Raw genomic sequence first — 22,927 nt, 5'->3', positions numbered from 1 at the left:
GACTCAGCACTTTCTTAAGCGGATGTGGCAACTTGATTGTTAATGTAATCAACCGCATCTTGGACTGTCAAAATCTTTTCGGCGGCTTCATCAGGAATTTCAATCTCGAATTCTTCTTCAAAAGCCATAACTAGCTCGACGAGATCCAGGGAATCAGCACCTAGATCATCGATAAAATTAGATTTGGGAGTAATCTTTTCCTCGTCAACACTTAGTTGATCAGCGACGCTTTTCTTGACCTTTTCAAAAGTATCTTTTTGGCTCATACAATAAAATTCCTTGACCAGTTGCTATTAGCCGCTCTTGATGAGTGACATGGTTTTTGAGCATATACATCTTATCGGAAAGCGCGATCGCCCGTATACTACCGAAGTATTTTCTTCTCGAAAACTTTTTCCCTAGCCCCCCAGGGTTAGATCAGGTAGTATGACAATTTTGGCGATCGCCTACACTGTATAAATGCTTCTACTTACTAATTGTTACTATTTTTTTGACTAATGTCCAAATAAATTCCTAGTGCCGAGTGTTGTGTAACAAACAAGACTAGCCTCTAGTCCCTAACCCCTAGTTCCTTTTATTTTTATGATTACTTCAACGCTGAAATACGCTTACTTTCCAGGTTGTGTCGCCCAAGGTGCTTGTCGAGAACTGTATCAATCTACCCAAGCCCTCACGCAAGCTTTAGGAATTGAATTGATTGAACTCAAAAAAGCTGCTTGCTGTGGTTCCGGCACATTTAAAGAAGACTCCCAATTGTTGGAAGATACTGTCAACGCCAGAAATATTGCTTTAGCAGAATCCTTAAATCTTCCACTACTCACTCATTGTAGTACCTGTCAAGGTGTCATTGGTCATGTTAATGAACGCCTAAAAGATTGCCAAAATAGCAATCCGACTTATGTTGAGCAAGTAAATGGCTTACTCAAAAAAGAAGGTTGTTCGCCTTATCAGGGCAGTACAGAAGTAACACATTTGCTTTATGCTTTGGTCAAAGATTATGGCTTGGAGGAAATTAGCCAGCGCGTCACCCGCAAGTTAACCAATTTAAAATGTGCGGCTTTTTACGGTTGCTATCTGTTGCGTGGACAAAAAACCATGCTATTAGATGATCCTTTCCAACCAGAAGCAATGGAAAATGTGTTTCGGGCTGTGGGTGCAACACCAATTTATTATCGTGGTCGCACCCAATGTTGTGGCTGGCCATTGGCTAGTTACGCCACCAATGAATCTTTTAAAATGGCAGGAATGCACATTCAAGAAGCCATAGCAAATGGGGCTGATTGTTTAGTGACACCTTGTCCTTTGTGCCATTTAAATTTAGATTCCCGTCAACCAGAAGTAGAAAAAGTCATTGGCAAAAAGTTAGGTTTGCCAGTATTACATTTACCGCAGTTAATTGCTTTAGCACTAGGAGTTAAACCTGAAGAACTTGGGTTAGACAGACATATTGTTTCGACAAAACCAGTTTTAGAAAAATTGGGATATTGATCATTGATCAAGGTAAAAGTAAAAATTATTTTCTTTTTCTTTTTGACCTTTTACTTTTGCCTTGTTGTACTACCACACCTATTTTCTGGTACAAGAGTCAATGGTCAAAAATCAAGGTTTTTTTCGACTATTGACCATTGACTATTGACAGGCTCAACGAAAAAAATCTGACAATTGCGTCAGTCCTATTACTTTTGCCTTTCTAATTACCACTTATTTTTGCCCTAATTGACGTTGTAGTTGTCTAAAAAACTGATACATCTCTGGAAAACGGCTGTAAATACTAGCTACTTTAAGATATACCTTATGAGGAACCGCAGGAGTGCCAGAGACAATATCTCCTGGGTCAACATTGTGCAGAACGCCACTTTGAGCCGAGATGGTTGCTCTATCACCAATTTTAGCTTGATTGGCAACTCCCACTTGTCCTGCTAAAATCACGCGATTACCCAATGTTACACCGCCAGCCATCCCGGCTTGACCGGCGATCGCGCAAGCCACACCAATTTGGCAACCATGCCCGATTTGTACTAAGTTGTCAATTTTGGTATCTTTACCAATTCTCGTCTCACCGACTGCTGGACGGTCAACAGCACTGTTACAGCCAATTTCTACACCATCTTCTAGTACTGTGTAGCCTGATTGTTCCATTTTGAACCAACCAGTGCGGGTAGGTACAAAGCCAAAACCTTCTGCACCAATCACAGCGCCACTGTGAACTACGCAATCTGCACCGATTTGGCTGCGTTCGTGAATTGTACAGTTAGCGTGTAAGGTAGTGCGATCGCCAATTTTGACATCTGGATAAATTACAACATTCGGATGAATAATCGCATAATTGCCAATTTCCACCCGTTCTTGTAATACTGCGTGGGGGCCGATGTAAACATCATTACCAATCTTTGCGGTGGGATGAATCACCGCCGTCGGATGAATTTCTGGACTGGGGCGATATGGTTGATAAAACAGAGTCAAAACCTTGGCAAATAAGAGTCTTGGTTCTTTTGTACTTACCCAAGGAATCCCACGTTCTTGGGCTTGAGTTTGCAAAGTTGGATCTTCGGGCAGAATTAAAGCACTTGCGTTTGTCTTATTAATTAAAGACGCAAATTTACTACCTTCGACATAACTAATAGTCCCAGTGATGGCTTCATCAATCGCTGCTATCCCGGTGATGTCTATATCTTGGTCTGGGTAAGTTATCAGACTGTTATTAGTGGTAATTTCCCTGAATTGGCTGATGATTTCGCTGAATTTCATTTTTTAGGTTGATTGAAAACTTGTCGCAAGCAAGATTATTGTCTCTACAGACTATCTTGGTGCGTAAGTCCTGTAAACAAGAAAATAGGGGATTTGCATCCCCCATTAATAAATTCTGAATTCTAATTCTAAATAGTGTATTTTTAATGGCATTCTTCGGCTGATGGCACTTTAGGTTGGAGATTCTGCCGCAACAGGACTTTTAATCGTTGATTATCTTCAGCCGTGATCGTTTCACCGTAGTGATGCAGCTGAAACAGTTGGCAATAACGGTTTTGTTTAGCACACATCAAACAACCGTAAGCATGATTACCATTTGTACCACAGAGTCGATGTCCCATGACTGGGCCAAGGGAAATATTGTGTTCACTGGCTACTGTGCTGAGAATAGAACGCAATTGCGACTCAAATTTTGCTGATAAAAGTTGTTTGCGCCCTGGTTGTGTACGATCCCATTGGGGTACTATCAAACCTTGTTTTAATAAACTCTCTTCAATTTCTTCCGACATGACAATCCCAGACAAAATTACATGATGGGCGACGTAGGGTAAAAGTGTACGTGCTAATTGCCACATCAACGCTTCATCAAACCACTGTTCTACTAAAGGACGCAGATACCAGCAGCAAGGAATACCCAGTTGGACTAAATCTTGTAACAGCCTGACTCTTCCTGGAATCGAGGCTTGTTCATAACCAGGTTTCAAAGGTGGTAAACTCACAAAAACTGTGACTCGCAGCGCATTTGGCCTGGCTAAGGTAGCTTTTAAACGTTCGAGAAATGCTTGACCTGGATGAACTTTGGTGGTGATGTAGACCATGTTGGCGGCTTGACGGTCAATCAGTGCATCGAGGATTGACAATACACGTTCCCGATGGGCTGGAATGAACGGATCAGAATAGTCACATAAGGAAATGGGATAGCCTTTTTGTCCTTCTGGGGTGGCAAAAATCCGGTCTAATAAACGATCAATTAGGTCAGCCGGGGTGACATTATTCTCAAAGCTTTCTGGATGATGATGCCATTCCCGGTCTTGGTGACAGACACAATAAGCACATTCAACCGGACAACGATTCTGGGCATCTGGGAGAAATGGATTCAGACTGAAGTATTTAACGGCACGTTCTTGAGATGGCATTCCTAATACGGGAAAGCCATGCAGCATATATTGACTGCCCTGCAATGTAATTTCAGACAGAGTAGATTGGTAGTTTGACATACACCCTTCAACAAAAAATGCGAAAAATCGCTTACTCTAGGGTGGCTGCTGCAAATGTGGAGTGACAATGAGAGAAATGCTTGAAAACAAGTATTATTTGTTACGGTTGATGTAGCATTACTGAAGTATTATTCCCACTTCTTCACAGTAAAACAAAGGATACAGTACTTAGATAGCTCACATTCGGGATTCTGTAGTTTTTATTAATTTTCTGCCATTGCTAAACCTGCTAAATAAGCCGTTGTCCAGGCACTTTGGAAGTTAAATCCACCTGTAATCCCATCAATATCTAAAATCTCACCGGCAAAGTAAAGGTCAGTAGTTAATTTACTCTCCATTGTTTTAAAATTTACTTCTTTAAGGCTAACCCCACCACAGGTAACAAATTCTTCTTTGAAAGCACCTTTGCCATTAATTAAGTATTTACCCTGGGAAATTTCTTGCACTAATTGATTTAGGGTTTTGTTAGGGATTTCTGCCCAACGAAGTTCCGTATTAATATCGACTCGGTTGATCAAGTATTGCCAAAGACGATGGGGTAAATCAATTCCTCGATGTAAGGCGATCGCTTTTCTTCCCCATTCATTTTTAACTGCTACAATTTTCTCCCGGACTTCTTCTTGTGATAAATCAGGTAGCCAGTTAATTGTTAAAGTGGCTTGATAACGATTTTCATACAACATTCTCGCCCCCCAAGCCGAAAGTTTCAACACCGCCGGGCCACTCACACCCCAATGGGTAATCAGCAACGGGCCTATTTGTTCTAAGGCTGGTTGTTGGGGAACAGACAGCCGCAAACGCACTGGATTCATACTCACACCGCTTAAAGCCCGCAAACTAGGGTCAGGAATGTTAAAGGTAAATAATGAAGGCGCGGGTGGTTCAATTTGATGACCAAATTCTTGGGCGATTTTATAGCCGATGGGGTTACTACCAGTGGCTAATAGTAGGCGATCGCATTTTAAAGTTTCACCTGATTTCAAATAAACTTCAAACTTAGTGCTGAGTGCTGAGTGCTGAGTCACCGAAGTTTGCTCAACGGGGGAAACCCCCGCACGCAACTTCTCGCTGAGTGCTGAGTTTTGAGTTTCAAGTGTTGTACACTGAGCGGAGTCGAAGTGTGAGTGCTGAGTGTTGGGTAATCGTTTCACTGAGACAACTGGTGTACCAGTCCGCAGTTCTACCCCATTGTCTTCAGCCGCATTCATCAAACACTGCACAATTGTTTCCGAACTGTCTGTCACCGGAAACATTCGTCCATCAGCTTCTTTTTTCAGTGGTACTCCGTGGTTAGCAAACCAAGAAATCGTATCTTTAGCTTGAAAGCGACTAAAAGCACCCCGCAAAGCTTTTCCACCTCTGGGGTAATTCGCCACTAAGGCGGCTGGTTCAAAACAAGCATGAGTGACATTGCAGCGTCCACCACCAGAAATTCTGACTTTGGCTAATGGTTGACGGCTGGCTTCGAGTAAAATAACACGGGCGTAAGGGTTGGCATTAGCACAAGCGATCGCACCAAAAAATCCCGCAGCCCCACCCCCAATAACGACAATTTGTAACGGTTGCAATTTTAAAGAATCTCGTTGATTAGTCAATGGTCAATGGTCATTTGTTCTTTTATCTTAGGGCTTACGCACAAATATTTTCTGTGGAGACTCGGTGTAAGAGTTTGAAATACACAACACAGTTCGGCTGAATTTCACCGCGTGATTTTTTGTTTTTATCCGTCATTTCTATACCTTGTCTCCCTTGTCTCCCTTGTCTCCCCTGTCTCTCCCACTCCCTACTCCCCAAATTACACTTCTACTGGTTCAAATTGGTCTTTTGTCGCCCCGCAAACGGGACACACCCAATCTTCCGGGATATCTTCAAATGGTGTTCCTGGGGCAATTCCCCCATCAGGATCACCCACTTCTGGATCATACACGTAGCCACAAACAGTGCATTCGTAAGTTTCCATTGTTTTCTCCCTGAATTTATTAAATGATTTTTGCAGGATGATTGAGGTTTTGCTTTAGCACTCAGTACTCAAACCTCCGCATTTTCTCTATATGGTGTTTATTTCTTAAAAAACTAAAATCAAATAAGTTGAAAAAGTTGTATTTCTACCAGCTTCGACAACCTTATTTCAGTAAAATCACATAATTTGCTGATTAGTTCTAGATTAGAAACGCCACCATGTTCTTTGGGCGAAATTGATGATTGCCACAGCGATCGCACCTAAAATAAACAACCAAATGATTCCACCAGGGAGAAAGGTCAGAAGCCCAAAACCCCTAAGAATCCAAATGGTAATGCCAATGCCTAGTAGCATTCCAAAAACTTGAGTTAGCCAACGATTTAAGGAAGATTGATTCATGGAATGTGCCTTTGATTCAAAATTTATTACACTTCTATAGTAATGCGGTTTGATTTTGGGAATTATCTTTATTAAGTAGCGAGTGGGGAGTGGGGAGTAGGAAATAAGCCTGATCTGGGTGTACTATATTTTTTCATAAATCAAATATGAATCCTATATATTTAAAAGTAGTGTTATTGTTATAGTTGCCGAAATTTAGATTTGATTAAATGTAATCAGCAATACGATTTTATAAGTGATTTCACAGAAAAATATCAGGAGATGATATTAGTTCCGGAAAATGGTGTTTGAAAAGTGGAACTAAATTTGAGTGGGTTGATCTTAAAGTCTAATAGACGTTGATTAACTTTAACTCTGGAAGTGTGGCAAAGTGAGGAGTGAGTAATTTAATATGGCTGCGTCTCATATTTCCGACCCAATTATTGCAGGTTTAGATATGCCTTGGAGCGATGACAAGCGAAGATTGTTAATGCAGGGCGAAATTTTGGTAGAAGCGCGATCGCATACGGCGTGGGGCGGTGCAGTTACTGCATGGATGTATTTACCGATGATGCGATCGCACGTATGGCAGCAACTCACTGACTACCCTCGTTGGGTGCAATATTTTCCTGATATCACCAGAAGCGAAGTTATGCACAGAGGTGAAGCAAAACGCCTGTACCAAGCAGCACAAAAAGCCTTTTTATTTTTCACAGCCCAAGTCGAAATTTATCTCAGCGTTGCGGAAGTCATTGGACAACAAATTCACTTCCGTATGGAAAAAGGCACTTTTGAAGACTTTAGCGCCTGCGTAGATTTAAAAGATTTTGGTAACGGCACTTTGCTGGCTTATAATGTCCAAGCCACACCCAATATTCCCATCCCTTCAATTTTTATTCAGCAAGCTATGAACTTTGAACTACCTGCAAATATGCGGAAAATGCGTCAGGTTATGTGTAAGCAGTAATCGCAATATTGACAACAGAATTAATTTAGGCTTCTGCATATAGCCCAGACCATATAAACGTCTGGGCTATATTTTTTATCAGTAGAATTTATTGCATAATAGCAAGCCTTAATTATTTTACAACAGAGACAGGGAATAGAGGTGTGTGAGTCATTGGAGATGAGTATATATGCTTTCTCTGTATTTCTGACATAGATTCATATATCTGATAATCCTTACGCTGCAAGACTTTAATCAATTTTCTGGATATACCTCAGCCAAGACAATTGTAAAGAAATATTAAAGAGTCAGAAGTTTTGCGTAAATACAAAGTTTAAGCCTGTGGAATAATTAGCGGACAAAAAAACATTCCTCAGTCTGCAATCCCACTCTAATTTTGTGATTTTGCCATTTATAAATCTGGCAATAATCATCACAAGCTTAGAGAAATAAACTAAATCACATGGAGAATTAATTATGCCATTAGTTTCAACTTTTGAATTACTTGTTAACCCCATTGCTCCTACAGATAATTTAGGTAATTTACCACCCGATGTTGTTCAAAAGCTAGGAAAAGTTGCTCGTAGAGTTGTGCAAGGTTACTTTTTAACTATTGCTAATACTACTGATGCACCTGCACGCTTGAGACTAGAATTTACAGCGACGACACCTGAATTAAATCTAGTAGATACAGTCACAATCCGTGATGTTTTAGGAAATAATGATTTTTCTGAATTAATTCCAGTTCCAGGTAATCCTAAACGCTTTACTTTTAATGTTGGTATTCCTGCGAATGATACCGCACTAGTTACTTTACTACCTGATCTGCAAAATGTAGACCTGTTTACAGGAGCTAAAAATTTAGAGATTCGTGGGTATGTGAGCATCTCTAGAGCGACAATCGGCGGGCCATCTTATGAACTGCTAGTAACTCCAGAACATCGCGGAACTTTCCTACCCAAAAATATCGATGATTCTGTTCCTGACTTTGATCAAATTGCCTACGCTCTGCCTACAGCAAGCGGTGGTAGCTTAGTCAGATTACCATCTCTAGTGCGTCCGCCTGTTGTGACATCTCAACCCGGCGAACCTAATGTAATAGACGATAGCCAAGAAGTAATCAGCTTAATGGCTCAACGCCTGGAAGAGTTGGAACAACGCCTCGCAAATGTTTAGTTTTTGTAACATAAAATAACCTGAACTGAACAAATTTGATGTGTTTTAGATAACTAGAGTCACCGTAATTCACAAAATAACCCCACAAATTTCTGTGGGGTTTTTATTTTAGGACTTACGCATAAAAACGAAAAATCAAGGGTTTTGACAAGGGTGTAGGGAAGGGTGTATGTATCTAAAACCCTTATGTCACACACCCTTACACCCAATCTCCACAGATAATCTTTGTGCGTAAGTTATAGGCTAAACAATCCCAAACACAGATCCGACAGTCGATTTAATCGAATCTCTAGCATCTTTCAAAGTCTGAGTAATGGGATGCTTCGATTGTAAAAATACCCGCGCACAATTGCGTCCTGGCATTCCCGAAATTGAACCACCAGGATGAGTACCCGCGCCAGTTAAGAATAAATTGTCAATGGGGGTTTTATAGTTGGCGATTTCTGGTAATGGACGGAAAAACACCATCTGATCTAAAGTCATATCGACGTGATAGTAGTTTCCTTTGTATGCGCCTAATCTTTCTCCTAACTCTGCGGGACTTTCTACCCGTCGGGCAATAGTCGCTGTTTTGACATTAGGTGCGTAAGTAGCTAACTTATCAACTACCTTGTCAGCAACTTGATTTTTTAACTCATCAGTCCAACCAGTACCTTTTAAGCCTGTACCTTCTGCACCTGCAATTTGATAGGGGGCGAAAAATTCAATCCAAACAGTATGTTTTCCTGGTGGTGCTAAGGTGGGGTCAAGGTAACTGGGCATCACTACATACATTGATGGATCAGAGTCTGGGATTTCGCCCAAGGTACACTTACTGTGAGCTTGTTCCACATGCGCCACAGAATCAGCAATTAAAATAGAACCCACAAGATACTCATCTTTGTGCGCGTGGAAAGGAAAACGCAGAGGTTCATCTAAAGCCAAATCGATTTTGAGGATGGTTTCGTTATTGTTAACAATGCGGCGTTCTAATCTTTCCCACAAATCAGGATCGGCTGAGTCAATATCGCTTTTATCGGTCATCTGTAAAAACAACCGCTTGGCATCAATATTAGAAATTACACCATATTTCGCTCGATATTCTGTACCACCAGCAACGCGTACACCAGCAGCTTTACCATCATCAATCAACACTTTTTCTACGTGCTGATCTGTGAGAATTGTGCCACCTTTACTAGTAACTAAATTCACCAAAGCTTTGACTAATGCACCAGTGCCACCACGCGGTCTAGCCATACCAGGATCATGACGCATTGCCATCATAATTGCACCAATACCAAGGGTTTTTTGTGATGGGGGCGCACCTAATTCTGATGCTAATCTGGCTAGTGGCGCTTTTAAAAATTCCGAATCAAACCACTCATTGAGTAAATCCTCCGCACTGGTTAGCATTGTGCGAATAAAATCCAGTGTTTTATTTGGTGAACCAATCACTGAGAATAAATCTTTGAGTTTTGTAATGTCGTAGTTACCAACAATATCTATAATTGACTTAGGTGGTGCATTAAACATGGGAATCATTGCGCCTAATGCCCGTTGCCAATAGTCAGTGAACTCGGCATATTTCTTAGCATCACGTTCACTATAACGAGCAATTTCTGTACAAGTTTTTTCTAAAGATTTATGTGCTAAGAAATATTTGCCATCGGGATGGGGACAGAAAACCACTGGGTCACATTCTAAATATTCTAAGCCATATTTTTTCAGTTCTAATTCTTCAACTACTGGCCCCAAGTGAATAAATTCATGGTCAATTGCACACAAATTAAATTTAAATCCTGGTGCTTCTTTGGGTAAACATTCTTCAGTTGTTGCGGCACCACCAGGAACAGAACGTTTTTCTAAAAGTAGGACACTATAGCCAGCTTTGAGCAAATATGCTGCACAAACTAGTCCGTTATGTCCTGCACCGATAATCACAACATCATATTCTTGCATATTTATAGTTTATAATAGAGTGGCTTGTTAATCTTACAAAGACTCAAAAAAAATTACAAGATTAAGTAGATTTAGTTAAATCAACTAATACTATAATGATTTTCCTAATTAGTCATTTCTGAGATAGAAGCTGGGATATGCTGCATTTGAGTTTCAACTAAGAGTATTAAATGCTGCTGCTTGACATCCAGATTGATAATTTTAAATTTTGTCCCTTCCCAGGTAAAATATTGCAGATTAAGTAGTTCTTTGACTTTCTGTATGATTGCTAAAACTAATTCAAAAGTTATCCCTTCACCCTGATGGCAATTAAAACTTTCTAAAATGATAGGATTAGTGTAAGTTTTGGGTTGGAATTGGGCAGTAAAACCAAGCGGGCGATTTTTACCTTTTTCTGTAATGCCTATTAATCCTTGGCATTGAATTTTATTATTACCAGGGAAAGCTAATTGTATATTTTGCATTTCCAACCTGACATTTTCACCCTCAACATTTAATTCATAATTTTTTTGCGAATTCTGTACAAATTCGGAATTTAAGGCTTGATTAATATCTGATTCTGTCATGATAATGCGAGCGATCGCATTTACTGGCGCATTTAATTCAATCTGTCCAAAAATCGCGCTTACAGGATTGACGGCAATTTTATCTGTTTGCAGTTTGATGTCTTGAACCCGGATATTTTCTTTAAAAACCAATCCTTTGGCACTCAAAGAAACACCATCTGCTTGTCCTTGAACTATTTTGAACAAATCAGTCTGCACATCGACATCAATTTGTTCAGCTTCATCCAGTTGGTTGGATAACTGGCGTTCGGCTTCCTGGGAGATGAATTGTTCTTCCAACCTGCGTTCTTCTGGCATGGATTTTTATCTCATAGCGTCCCATAATGCTTACTTTAGACCTTACATACCCAAAAAAGGATCTACAGGATGGTATATACAGATGGTTAGAAGGGAAAAGGTGACAGGTGACAGGTAAATTCTGATACTAAATGAAAGGTATTGGGAAGATGAGATGAAATTAAGAAAGCAAATATTAAGTAGAAGGACTAAATTAAACCTAACTTGAAGTTGCCGGGTTTCGACACTTCGACAAGCTCAGTGCATCGCTGCGCTCAACCCTCGTCTTCTCAAGGATCGAGCATTGAGCGTTCGCGTAGCGTCTCCCTTGGGGAGAAGTCGAAATGCGTCTTCTAAATAATTGTGTCCACCTACTTAACTCCACTAAGCGAAAAATATAGGGTTTCTATTTGATTTTTGAATAAATATGGGCGGGTTGAAAAAAATTATCACTTACTAATGATGATTTTTGTGAGGTCTTCTCTACATCTTGCTTTACTGTTACCTATCACCTCTCACCTGTCCTATATAAGTTTTTCTCTAACAATCATTTAAACTGCTTATCCTTTGGTTGTAAAAATGCAATAAACTGTTACAGCCCTGAAGATGTAAAATTTTTGTTAAATTCCACGGGCATCTACAGTTTCCCTTCATCGTTATAAGGTACTCAGCATGACAGCAATTACACCAAAGGCATCTGCCGCGCTTCCTGATTTTTGTGAAGGAATTCAATATTTTGGCGAAGCGTTACCAGATTTTGCCACTTATGGTGCTACACCTGCGATAGATTCAGATAAAGTAGCGATCGCATCTCCTTCAGATACCACAGCCGTATATCAAACTTTACTTGCTGCTGATGCCTTGCGTTACCTGACATTGCAAATCACTGGGAGTAAAGCATCAGGACACCCCGGCGGGTTTGCCAGCCAAGCGGAAGCGTATGCAGCATTAGTCATGCTGGGCTACAAAAATATTATTACCGAAGTCGGACACCACGCCCCTGGATTTTATAGTGCCATGTTTTTGGATCGCTCCTTAGAAGACATGGGCATTTTTACAGTACAACAATTGCGCGATCGCTTCCGCGAAAAGCACGGACTTTTAGGACACCTTTCCGGCTACATTCCCGGCATTCTCGCACCCGCCGGGCCTTTGGGACAAGGGCAACACTTTGCAATGGCGGCTGCACTCCTCCACCGAGACAAACTTTTCCCCTTCACCCTCGGCGACGGTGGACTAGGTGAACCCTACATCATGAGTTCAATGGCGCACTTCAACACCGCCTATCCCAGCGTCACCAACTTCTTACCTGTGCTGGTGTGGAACGGTTACAGCCAAGAACATCACAGCATGGTTTCCCTCAAAAGCAATGATGAGATGAAAGCCTACTGGCAAGGTAACGGTTTTGCAGAAGTCATTCTCGTTGATGCCAAAGAATTTGACGACAAAAATCAACCAGGCGACTACGTTGATAGTACCGCCTTTTCCTTTGAGCAACGCCTCGCCTTCACCCAAGCCGTATTAGTAGCTGTTGATAAAGCTGCACGTTCCGCCCTTGGTGGTAAACTCACCGTATTTATTATCAAACAACTCAAAGGCGCAGGCGTTCACGCCAGAGGTGCAAAATCGCACAACTTATATCCCAAAGACACCCTAGATGCACCGCACATTATCAGCGCATTGCAAACACGCGCCTTATCACAAGAAGCTTGGCAAACAGTTAGAACTAACGCCGAACGCGCTGGTGGTGGCCCGGCTGCGAAAACTGTAGTGACAGAATTTGAATTACCATTGGCAGATTTAGGTGAATTGCCATTAGAAGAATATGCAGTTGGCGGCGAACCAAAAGTTTCAACCACCGCAATGGGAAGATTAGTTGGTATCGTCGGACAAAAAGATAAAAACTTCCTCGTCACCAACGCCGACGGTAACGAAGCATCAGGAATTGGCAACATCAACCAAGCCTTAAAAATTATTCACCCCACCACCGATGACTTATATAACCAAGCACCAAACGGCCAAGTTTACGAACCATTAAGTGAAGATGCTTGTGCAGGTTTAGCAGTTGGTTTATCACTCATGGGTGCAAGAACTTTGTGGTGTTCTTACGAATCTTTTGCCATCAATGGTTTACCAATTTGGCAAACAGTCATTCAAGCAATGGCAGAATTACGCCGTCAAACTCCATCAACAATTACTCTATTCACAGCAGGCGCATTAGAACAAGGTCGTAACGGTTGGACACACCAACGTCCCGAAATTGAAGCCTACTTTGCATCAATGATGCGAAATGGAAACGTATTTCCGTTATTCCCACCTGATGCTAATAGTATCCAAGCTTGTTATGACTGGGCATTGACAACAAAAAATAAAGGAATTGTCATCACTGCCAGTAAGTCACCCTTGCCAATTCATACAACATTAAAACAAACTCAACAAGGCTTAGAAGATGGTGCAATAGTATTACATGAAATTACTGGCGGAAAGCAAGTTGTCTTTGCAGTTATCGGTGATATGACATTAATTCCTGTATTTGAAGCCGCCGCTTTCTTAGAAACAGAAGGTATTGGGGTGAAGATAGTTTCTGTTATTAACCCCCGTCGTTTATATCGTCCTAGTGATGTGGCTTGGAATACTTGTTCTGAAGCCGATGGTGGTTTTATTGATGATGGAAAATTCACTGAATTATTTGGCGGTGATGGACTAATTGGTGTAACTGGTGGCGCTGCGGCAATGTTAGAACCAATTATGTTAAGAAGCAACAGCAAGCGCGATACTTTTGCCTGGAAACGTGGCGAAACTACAGCTAGTGCTGGTGAGTTGATGGCGTTTAATGGTTTGACTGCTGAAGCGTTGACGAAGCGGGCTATTGAGTTAGTGCATTAGGCATTTTTAAAGTACATAGGTACACTATATCAATTAATTAATATAGTGTACTTACACCTATTGTATGGCTTTATTTATTGTGTATTAATTTTTTCGATTAGCCAGTAATTTCTAATATATTGAACAATTTTATTAGCAATCAATTCTAAATTTTTTAACTCTTTATTATATATAAGGTTAATTAATATAAATATCCTAGACTTTTCTCCAATTATTTCCTGTATGAAATAATCATTTGGTAATTTTTGAGTATATTGATTTAATATCTCAACAACTAAATCTAAATTTTTGTTCATAGCTTCTATAAATTCTTCAAGTAATGATAAAAGTCCCTGTGGCAATAGTGGAGATGACTTTATATCTATTATTTTTTTTAACAAATCCATGTACTCAGCAGTAATTTTCAATTCTTTATACTTATATTTATTCCAAAAAATTAAATTGTTTTTGTGAATTAATTTCTCTTTTAACTTACTGACTTCCAGATTGTTTTTAATAGTGACTAACTCATTAAATTCACTCCTAAGTTTATTGTATTCTTCCATATCTTCCAGGGAATATACATTCCATATTATCTTGTCTATTTGTTCTGTATTATATGGTCTTGTATTTCTGTTTAATTCAATATTAAAAAATAATTCTGCATAATCGTCACAAAGTGAGCAAGTATTAATAAATAGAATTTTTTCAAAACATTTTTCTATTTCCGCATAGCCTTGTTTATCCAAAATATCTAAAATTGATGTAAATTTTACTACCTGCAATTTGAATACTTCAGTTTTTATTGGCTGAAGAATTGTTCGTTTTGCATTAATGTATGTAAGTATTGTAATTACAATACCTATTATAAAAAATATATCTTGTAAAAATTGATTGCTAATCTTACTAAATAATTCTATTTCTTCTTTATTCATGTTTACTTTACAAAGTGATAATCTAGAAAAAATAACATTTTTAATAACCTAAATTAATCAAATAGCTAATACAACAGATGTTTCCAAGGAAAATCAATTAGATAATTTATGATGTAATCAAATACTGCATTATGAATTTTTTTTGTCTCATTAAAAATAAGTGCATTGGTGTCCAAAAATTCTTTTTTGTACATCTGATCAAAAAAAAGATTTATTAATTTATCATTTAATAAAATTTTATCCGCCTGCTTTATAATGCTTAACTCAAAACCCAATATTTTTTTTATTTCACCAAAACTCAAATTACCTATACTAAAATTACTGATTTCATATTCTAATTCTATACCCTTGATTCCCTGATTACCAACATACTTACCAAAGATATAATCTAATGTTTCTTCCATAAAATCATCACTAGCTTCATAAATTAAAAATTCTAGTACCCAAATTAAACTATTGGATTTTTGTATTACTAAATCCAACTCACTTTTTAGAAAATCAAGTTCTATCCTTCTACGTATTGATTTTGGGTCATAAGAATTAATTCTTTGATGTACTTTATCTTGCAAAATTTTTTCAATTTTTTTTGATTCTGTGAGTTCTAAAATATATCGACCATTTTGTGGTGCTGCAATTATTTTCTTGTTTAAATTTATAAAAATGCGAATAGATTCTAGGGCTGATTTATTTGTTGCATAATGTTCTGTAATGCTAACTTTACTATAAATCTTTAAAGATTTCAAAAAATTCTTTTTCAAAATCTTAAAACATTGTTCACGAGAATGAGGAAAATTTATTTTTACTTCTGTATTACCAAAATCCATATTTATTCGATATGGACATTTTTTTTGTAATTCTGTTTCACCTGGAGGATGAATAAAAGCAGCAGTTATTGTTGTTCCATCTGAACGAGTATATTCTTTTCGTAGTCTCAATGCTACTTTACAAGATGGACATTGAAAGATTCCATAATATTCTGCATAATCTACTTCAGATGCGCGAACTATTTTTCCAGTAGCTATATGACGAGCTTCTTTCATATTTAACTTTTAACTTTAAATATAGCAACGTATTATAGCCTTCAGATTTCGGTTTCAGCAACAAAATTCTCAGTGGTACGCAAGTTTCGCAGGTTAGGCGGAGGCGCGAGCTTGTATATTGGCAGCACAACGAATTAATATTTGCGCCGTAACCCAACACCAAATAACCTTGATTTCCACCTGATAGATTTTTGTTATGAGCATTGATATAATTTGTTGGGTTTCACTTCGTTCCACCCAACCTACAGGGGAGCTTTTTATCTAGAAAAAGAGGACGTGATGCTTTGAATTGCATAATTTATAATGGAATTATAGCCATACTCATCAGTTTAGGACTTAAAGTTATTTATAATGCTGCAAATCATCAAAGCAACTTGCACCAACGGTGAACTTGTTTTAAATGAAAAACTCAGTTCTGAATTAGAAGGTAAAACCCTACAAATTATGATTATTGAACCCAGTGAACCTAATCAAGAGCATCAAGCATCAAAAATACAGCAATTTCTAGCACAAGTTAATAACTACTCTTTCCAACTCCCCGCAGATTATAAATTTAATCGAGACGAAATTTATGAAAGATAAAATTTTTCTCGATACTAACCTCTGGATTTATCTCTATGCTAAAAATCCGCCTGAAAAATCCCAACAAGTTGCAGAAATCATTAAAAATAATTATTCATCTTTGCTAGTTAGCACTCAAGTATTAGGTGAATTATTTCATGTTTTAACGAGAAAAAAATTCACATCTACAACAGATGCCACCACTATTATATCAGATATAGTTAATACCTTTCCAATTCTGGCAATTAACACAACAGAGGTTATACAAGCATTAGAAATCAACAATAAATATAGCTACTCTTATTGGGATAGTTTGATTATATCTACAGCTTTATTAAGTGAATGTTTCATCATTTACTCAGAAGATATGCAACATAATCAGTTAATAGAAAATAAATTAAGAATCATAAATCCATTTGTTTGAGATTTTTATATGACATTGGTATACATAATTACGGTAGGCAATAAAGATAAAGAAATTTTACAAAAATTACTGCCAAAAAATCTGACTCAAGATATTCAATTTATAGCGGGTGAAAGCTCTTATGGTGCGCGTTCTTTAGCTAGTTCATTGCTTGCGACTCGAAACACACCTGTTGCTCTTGTCTTAGATGCAGATACAGATAACGAATCTCAAATATGGGAAAGACATGATTTAATTAACTATGCACTAAATCAAGCATCACCAGGGATTCCCTATCAAATCTTTTTTGCAGTTCCCGAAATAGAAATTGTATTTTTACAAGATAAATCATTAATTGAAAAAATAGCACAACGCAAATTTAATGATTTAGAATGGCAATTAGCCAAAATTAACCCTAAAGAGTTTTTAGAGATAGTATTTGGAAAAGGTGAACAAATAAATGCAAAAATATTTGACAACATCACAAATACAGAAATAAAAATATTACAACAACATCCATTAATAGAATCAATAATTGCTTTTGTCGCATCTCTGATTCCATCTTCTGTAGTAATTAATTAATCACCCGTTTTGAACAAAAAATATTCTGGAAAACCCAGATTTATGTGTTGGGTTTCCCTTCGTTTCACCCAACCTACAGGGGAGTATTTTTTATCTGGAAAAAGGGGAAGTGATGCTTTGACTTTTACTATAGGACGTGAAGCAGCATTTTGATGAAATTTGCAATTCGTGATCCTTCGACTTTGCTCAATCCCGCCTCGGAATCAATTCCGAGTCTCATAGCGCAAGTCCTCTCAAGAGGACTCAACAATAAATTTATTCCAGTCCACTGAAGTGGACTTTGGCTATTAGCCTGGAACTTTAGTTCTCGGCGGGAATGGCTTCAATATAAAAATCATCGCAAAAGCTGTTTCGGCGACAGTAATGATTGCCTTTACGAATCTACACCAAAAAAGCGATCGCGGGAGTTTTCCGAAATTTGTGACTTTCACTCCTAAAATGCGATCGCATTACATCCAAATCTTACTCATTTAATATAATCCCTTCACCCACTGCCATTCTTGTGTTAACCCCTCCCGCAGCGACACTTGTGGCTGATACCCTAAAATTTTCTGCGCTTGGGATATATCCGCCGCCGTGTGGCGTGCATCTCCCATTGCTTTTTCTATGTAGTTTTTCTTAATTGGTTGACCAACAATTTCCGCCATTGTATCTAACACTTCAGTTAACACAACTCGGCTACCACCACCAATATTAAAAATTTTCCCCACAGCTTCTGCTGCACTCGCCGCCGCCAAATTTGCCGCCACCACATCACTCACAAAGGTAAAGTCCCGTGTTTGCTGTCCATCCCCATAAATCGGAATGGCTTCATCTTGCAAAATAGCCTTGAAAAACTTATGAAATGCCATATCTGGGCGCTGTCTCGGCCCATAAACTGTAAAATAGCGCAATGCCACAATCGGCACATTAAAATTCTTCTGATATAGTCCACATAACCTTTCTGCGGCTAACTTGGTAATGCCATAAGGCGAAACCGGATGGGGACAGATACTTTCGTGGGTGGGTAAAGTTTCCGCATCACCGTAAACGCTAGATGTAGAAGCAAAAACTAATCTTTTCAGATGTTTTGCATCCTTAGCTGCTTCTAATAAAACTTGTGTCGAATTGATATTCCGTTCAGTATAAGCACGGAAACCATCACCCCAACTCGCCCTAACTCCGGCTTGGGCTGCTTGATGATAGATAATTTCTACATCTTGGAGTAAATTTTGCCAATCTAAAAACTGAATATTTCCTTCAATTAATTTAAAGTTAGACCAGCAGTTTAAAAGAGCAATGTTCTTACGTTTTAATATCGGATCGTAGTAATCATTAAACTCATCAATCCCAATTACTTCTTCTCCTTGTTTTAGCAGTACTTCTGCAACATGAGAACCAATAAAACCTGCTGCTCCCGTCACAATAATTTTAGCCATGTTCCCTCTTGACCCGTTTTTTGATATTTCCCTGATTGCAATATTCACAGGTTAATACTTATCTTGTATAAACGTCATCATTTAGCAGTAATGTTTAAATTAATCATGGAAATATCGCAGAATTACTTAGGTATATTTATTGAGATTTTCTGATAAAAATTTAATTTTCAACTTTGATTGGTGAAAATCAAGAAGCTCAGATCCCCGATTTCTTCAAGAAATCGGGGATCTTTTGGTTCACGAATGATTTAGGACTGCTATATGCCATATTTTTTTCAATATTTCTTGTGCGCCTGCACCCAACCTACTAGCCTCTAACCCCCAGCCTCTAGACTCTCAACCCAGGACTTGCATCAGTACCTAAATTAGTGAAAAATTGATCCGCGAGTAGTTTTAGTACAGCATGGTGGCAATCTGGCTACCACTGTCAATGGTGCAAGAGTTAAAAATTGACTTTTGACTGCCTAGACTGTTCTCGTGTCACAAGGCACGCAAGAGGAAATCAGTGAAAGTTTTAGTTGTCGGTAACGGCGGGCGTGAACATGCTCTAGCATGGAAATTATTGCAATCCCCGCAAGTTGAGCAAGTCGTCTGTGTGCCGGGAAATGGCGGTACAGCTAATCTGGCAGGTTGTCAGAATTTGCCCTTGGCTGTAGATGATTTTGCAGGAATCAGCCAATATGCCTTAGCAAATCACATTTCTTTGGTAGTAGTGGGGCCAGAAGTTCCACTGGCGAAGGGAATTACAGACTATTTGCAAGCTCAAGGATTGATGGTATTTGGCCCCGTCAAAGCGGGGGCGCAAATTGAAGCCAGTAAGGCTTGGGCAAAAGCACTGATGCAAGAAGCTGGTATTCCTACAGCTAAGGCTGCGGTATTTACGGAAGCAACAGCAGCTAAATCATATATCAAAGCTCAAGGTGCGCCGATAGTTGTGAAAGCTGACGGATTGGCGGCAGGGAAGGGTGTAATAGTTGCTACTAACATAGAACAAGCTGAGAGTGCCATTGATGCGATTTTTCAAGGGCAGTTTGGCAGTGCGGGTGAGTTTGTTGTTATTGAAGAGTGTTTATTTGGGCAAGAAGTATCAGTGTTGGCTTTGACCGATGGGTTAACCATTCGTCCCCTACTACCAGCACAAGACCATAAGCGAGTCGGTGAAGGTGATACAGGTGACAACACTGGCGGGATGGGTGCATACTGTCCAGCGCCCATTGCTACACCAGAGTTAATGGCTAGGGTGCAAACAGAAGTTTTAGAAAAAGCGATCGCCACTCTCCGCAGCAAAGGCATAGACTACAGGGGTGTACTTTATGCCGGGTTGATGATTACACCAGAAGGCGACTTTAAAGTGTTGGAATTTAACTGTCGCTTTGGTGATCCCGAAACTCAAGTAATTTTGCCATTGTTAGCCACACCCTTATTAGATTTAATTCTGGCTTGTGTCGAACAGCGTTTAGGCGAAGTTCCCATTACTTGGCACAGTGGCGCAGCCGCTACCGTCGTGGCAGCTTCTGGTGGTTATCCAGGAGATTATCAAAAAGGCAAAGTCATTACAGGCATTGACGCAGCCGAAACCGCTACAGTCACCGTATTTCATGCCGGGACAAAATTGAACGACCAACAGCAAGTAGTAACTGATGGGGGAAGGGTATTAAATGTGACAGGCACAGGGGAAAACTTTCAACAAGCGATCGCCCAAGCTTACACAGGTCTGAAATCTATCCAGTTTGAAGGAATATATTATAGGAGAGACATTGGTTATAGAGTGCTGAATCAAGTATGAAGTGTGAAGTGTGAAGTATGAAATTTATTTTGCCTTAGCCTACGGTAACGGCATTGCTAACCAACCTTCAGACTTCAGACTTCTCTCTACCCCATTAGTCAAATTAACTGTTAATTTTTTAGTTGTTGGGGTTTATTCCAAAAACTACTAACAACTTGATTGAAAATGTTAGCTCTGTTAAAAACAATCCGAGAAGCGATCGCCAATTGGTGGTCAGATTTCACCCTCCAAACTAAGCTGTTAGCTGTTGCCACTTTGGTGGTTTCTTTGGTGATGAGTGGTCTGACCTTTTGGGCTGTAAACACAATTCAGCAAGATGCGCGTCTGAATGACACCCGATTCGGCCGCGACTTGGGACTGCTGCTTGCTGCTAACGTTACTCCCCTCATTGCAGAAAATAATCTCACCGAGATTGCCCAATTTTCCCAAAGATTTTATAGCAGTACTTCCAGCGTGAGGTATATGCTTTACGCTGACGAAGGCGGCAAAATCTTTTTCGGGATTCCCTTTTGGGAACCAGAGGTGGAAAACTCTTTATTGACAATTGAGCGAAGAATACAATTACCAGAAGATTACCCTGGTGATAACGATAAGCCAATGGTGCGGCAACATAACACCCCCGATGGCATTGTCACCGATGTATTTGTTCCCCTCATTGTTGAGAAAAAATACTTGGGTGTCTTGGCGATTGGGATTAACCCCAACCAAACAGCCGTAATTTCTACTAATTTCACCCGTGATGTTACCATCGCGGTTTTTATCACAATTTGGGTAATGGTGATTTTAGCCGGGGTGATTAATGCTTTAACCATCACCAAGCCGATTAAAGAACTGCTAGTCGGGGTCAAACAAATCGCCACCGGGAATTTTAAGCAGCGCATCGATTTACCTCTAGGCGGCGAACTCGGAGAATTAATTCTCAGTTTTAATGATATGGCAGAGCGTCTAGAACGCTATGAAGAACAAAATATTGAAGAACTAACCGCCGAAAAAGCCAAACTCGAAACTTTGGTTTCGACGATCGCCGATGGTGCTGTGTTGATTGACAACAACATGCAGGTGATTTTGGTCAACCCCACAGCCAGAAGAATTTTTGGCTGGGAAGGTAATGATGTCGTCGGTAGTAATGTCCTGCATCAATTACCCCCCGCCATTCAGATGGAAATCACCCGTCCCTTGTACGAAATGGCTGCGGGTGAATGCGATAGTGCTGAGTTCCGCATTCATCTTAATCAACCAACTAAGCGCACTATTCGGATTTTATTAACCACAGTGCTGAATTTACAACGGGAAAGTATTAAAGGAATTGCGATTACTGTACAAGATATTACACGGGAAGTAGAACTCAACGAAGCCAAGGGCCAATTTATCAGCAACGTGTCTCATGAACTGCGGACACCGTTATTCAATATCAAATCTTTTATTGAAACGCTGCACGACTACGGCGAAGATTTGAGTGTAGAACAGCGTCAAGATTTTCTCAAAACAGTCAACCATGAAACCGATCGCCTGACTCGTTTAGTTAACGATGTTTTAGACTTATCTAAGTTAGAATCTGGTCGTAGTTATAACTTTGATGGTGTAGACCTCTCCCAAGCCATCGAACAAACCCTGCGGACTTATCAACTCAACGCCAAAGATAAAGGCATTGAACTCCTTCAAGAAGTTGCCCCCAGTTTACCCCTAGTCATGGGTAACTATGATTTATTACTCCAAGTCTTAGCCAATTTGGTCGGTAATGCCCTGAAATTTACAAAAGCCGGCGGTAAAGTAGCAATCCGCGCCTACCAATTAGATCCCAAACCCAACTCCCAAAATCAATCTCCCTGTGTGCGCGTGGAAGTATCTGATACTGGAATTGGTATTGCTTCCGAAGACCAACAAGCCATTTTTGACCGCTTCTTCCGCGTTGAAAACCGAGTCCACACCTTAGAAGGTACTGGTTTGGGTTTATCAATTGTCAGAAATATTGTTGAAAGACATGGTAGTAAAGTTAACTTGGTTAGTGAAGTTGGCATAGGGACAACTTTTTGGTTTGACTTAACTTTATGTGACTAGTACAACAAGGCAAAAGTAAAAAGAAAGAATAACGATACTACAAGCCTTTTAGCAATTTCTTATGGTCTATTTAT

Annotated in this window: 21 protein-coding genes; 10 read left to right on the top strand and 11 right to left on the bottom strand. The window is 39.5% G+C overall.

What is annotated here, in order from left to right:
- Nucleotides 1-14: 14 nt before the first annotated feature.
- A complete protein-coding gene (locus H6G77_RS20320; RefSeq protein ID WP_190589000.1) occupies nt 15-266 on the bottom strand; it encodes an acyl carrier protein in 252 nt (83 codons plus the stop codon).
- Nucleotides 267-582: 316 nt separating this feature from the next.
- On the opposite strand from H6G77_RS20320, the gene H6G77_RS20315 reads away from it, so the two are divergent.
- Entirely contained in the window at nt 583-1,488 is a 906-nt protein-coding gene (locus tag H6G77_RS20315; protein WP_190589002.1) for a CoB--CoM heterodisulfide reductase iron-sulfur subunit B family protein, read from the top strand.
- Between the two features lie 213 nt (nt 1,489-1,701).
- Here H6G77_RS20315 and lpxD read toward each other — a convergent pair whose 3' ends face one another.
- The 5 genes from lpxD to H6G77_RS20290 form a co-directional block, all read right to left on the bottom strand.
- Nucleotides 1,702-2,748, bottom strand: coding sequence for a UDP-3-O-(3-hydroxymyristoyl)glucosamine N-acyltransferase (lpxD, locus tag H6G77_RS20310; protein WP_190872567.1), 1,047 nt, complete (start codon nt 2,746-2,748; stop codon nt 1,702-1,704).
- 143 nt (nt 2,749-2,891) lie between these two features.
- Nucleotides 2,892-3,965, bottom strand: a complete 1,074-nt coding sequence (locus H6G77_RS20305) for a hypothetical protein (protein ID WP_190589006.1) — start codon at nt 3,963-3,965, stop codon at nt 2,892-2,894.
- A gap of 203 nt (nt 3,966-4,168) precedes the next feature.
- Nucleotides 4,169-5,533: an NAD(P)/FAD-dependent oxidoreductase gene (locus H6G77_RS20300; protein WP_190872609.1), complete on the bottom strand. Its 1,365-nt coding sequence runs from the start codon at nt 5,531-5,533 to the stop codon at nt 4,169-4,171.
- Nucleotides 5,534-5,760: 227 nt separating this feature from the next.
- Nucleotides 5,761-5,925 carry a rubredoxin gene (gene rd / locus H6G77_RS20295; protein WP_190589008.1) on the bottom strand — a complete coding sequence of 55 codons (165 nt, stop codon included), beginning with the start codon at nt 5,923-5,925 and terminating at the stop codon, nt 5,761-5,763.
- A 204-nt stretch (nt 5,926-6,129) separates the two neighbouring features.
- Nucleotides 6,130-6,324, bottom strand: coding sequence for a hypothetical protein (locus H6G77_RS20290; protein WP_190589010.1), 195 nt, complete (start codon nt 6,322-6,324; stop codon nt 6,130-6,132).
- A gap of 391 nt (nt 6,325-6,715) precedes the next feature.
- On the opposite strand from H6G77_RS20290, the gene H6G77_RS20285 reads away from it, so the two are divergent.
- On the top strand, nt 6,716-7,270 hold the full coding sequence (locus H6G77_RS20285; RefSeq protein WP_190589012.1) for an SRPBCC family protein: 555 nt from the start codon (nt 6,716-6,718) through the stop codon (nt 7,268-7,270).
- A 456-nt stretch (nt 7,271-7,726) separates the two neighbouring features.
- Complete coding sequence (locus H6G77_RS20280; RefSeq protein ID WP_190872566.1) at nt 7,727-8,425, top strand: hypothetical protein; 699 nt, start codon at nt 7,727-7,729, stop codon at nt 8,423-8,425.
- A 243-nt stretch (nt 8,426-8,668) separates the two neighbouring features.
- Here H6G77_RS20280 and crtO read toward each other — a convergent pair whose 3' ends face one another.
- Nucleotides 8,669-10,363 (bottom strand): beta-carotene ketolase CrtO, encoded by a 1,695-nt coding sequence (gene crtO / locus H6G77_RS20275; protein WP_190589015.1) that lies wholly within the window; start codon nt 10,361-10,363, stop codon nt 8,669-8,671.
- A gap of 104 nt (nt 10,364-10,467) precedes the next feature.
- On the bottom strand, nt 10,468-11,226 hold the full coding sequence (locus H6G77_RS20270; protein WP_190872565.1) for a DUF2993 domain-containing protein: 759 nt from the start codon (nt 11,224-11,226) through the stop codon (nt 10,468-10,470).
- Nucleotides 11,227-11,877: 651 nt separating this feature from the next.
- Here H6G77_RS20270 and H6G77_RS20265 point away from each other — a divergent pair.
- A complete protein-coding gene (locus H6G77_RS20265) occupies nt 11,878-14,091 on the top strand; it encodes a phosphoketolase (RefSeq protein WP_190872564.1) in 2,214 nt (737 codons plus the stop codon).
- 74 nt (nt 14,092-14,165) lie between these two features.
- Here H6G77_RS20265 and H6G77_RS20260 read toward each other — a convergent pair whose 3' ends face one another.
- Nucleotides 14,166-15,005, bottom strand: coding sequence for a hypothetical protein (locus tag H6G77_RS20260; RefSeq protein WP_190872563.1), 840 nt, complete (start codon nt 15,003-15,005; stop codon nt 14,166-14,168).
- Between the two features lie 65 nt (nt 15,006-15,070).
- Entirely contained in the window at nt 15,071-16,045 is a 975-nt protein-coding gene (locus H6G77_RS20255; RefSeq protein ID WP_190872562.1) for a hypothetical protein, read from the bottom strand.
- A gap of 351 nt (nt 16,046-16,396) precedes the next feature.
- Between H6G77_RS20255 and H6G77_RS20250 the strand changes: the two genes are divergently transcribed.
- From H6G77_RS20250 to H6G77_RS20240, 3 genes are read left to right on the top strand one after another with little or no spacing between them, the layout of a single operon-like run.
- Nucleotides 16,397-16,627, top strand: a complete 231-nt coding sequence (locus H6G77_RS20250) for a hypothetical protein (RefSeq protein WP_190872561.1) — start codon at nt 16,397-16,399, stop codon at nt 16,625-16,627.
- Nucleotides 16,617-17,030, top strand: a complete 414-nt coding sequence (locus H6G77_RS20245) for a PIN domain-containing protein (RefSeq protein ID WP_190872560.1) — start codon at nt 16,617-16,619, stop codon at nt 17,028-17,030. The genes H6G77_RS20250 and H6G77_RS20245 overlap by 11 nt, the downstream gene beginning before the upstream one ends.
- Before the next feature lie 9 nt (nt 17,031-17,039).
- Entirely contained in the window at nt 17,040-17,591 is a 552-nt protein-coding gene (locus H6G77_RS20240) for a hypothetical protein (RefSeq protein ID WP_190872559.1), read from the top strand.
- A gap of 470 nt (nt 17,592-18,061) precedes the next feature.
- Here the strand turns inward: H6G77_RS20240 and H6G77_RS20235 are convergent, their stop codons facing one another.
- The gene (locus H6G77_RS20235; RefSeq protein ID WP_190675986.1) at nt 18,062-19,009 is read right to left on the bottom strand and encodes an NAD-dependent epimerase/dehydratase family protein; all 948 of its coding nucleotides are present in this window, start codon (nt 19,007-19,009) and stop codon (nt 18,062-18,064) included.
- A gap of 505 nt (nt 19,010-19,514) precedes the next feature.
- Between H6G77_RS20235 and purD the strand changes: the two genes are divergently transcribed.
- Genes purD through nblS form a run of 3 tightly spaced genes read left to right on the top strand, consistent with a single transcriptional unit; the run spans nt 19,515 to nt 22,853 of the window.
- Complete coding sequence (gene purD / locus H6G77_RS20230; RefSeq protein ID WP_190872558.1) at nt 19,515-20,795, top strand: phosphoribosylamine--glycine ligase; 1,281 nt, start codon at nt 19,515-19,517, stop codon at nt 20,793-20,795.
- 10 nt (nt 20,796-20,805) lie between these two features.
- Nucleotides 20,806-20,946 (top strand): hypothetical protein, encoded by a 141-nt coding sequence (locus H6G77_RS20225; RefSeq protein WP_190672794.1) that lies wholly within the window; start codon nt 20,806-20,808, stop codon nt 20,944-20,946.
- A gap of 14 nt (nt 20,947-20,960) precedes the next feature.
- Nucleotides 20,961-22,853: a two-component system sensor histidine kinase NblS gene (nblS, locus tag H6G77_RS20220; protein WP_190589033.1), complete on the top strand. Its 1,893-nt coding sequence runs from the start codon at nt 20,961-20,963 to the stop codon at nt 22,851-22,853.
- Nucleotides 22,854-22,927 lie beyond the last annotated feature (74 nt).

Source organism: Aulosira sp. FACHB-615 (assembly GCF_014698045.1).
Lineage (GTDB): Bacteria > Cyanobacteriota > Cyanobacteriia > Cyanobacteriales > Nostocaceae > Nostoc_B.
The sequence above is the reverse complement of the archived record's forward strand: the minus strand, read 5'-3'. Positions and strand labels throughout refer to the sequence as shown.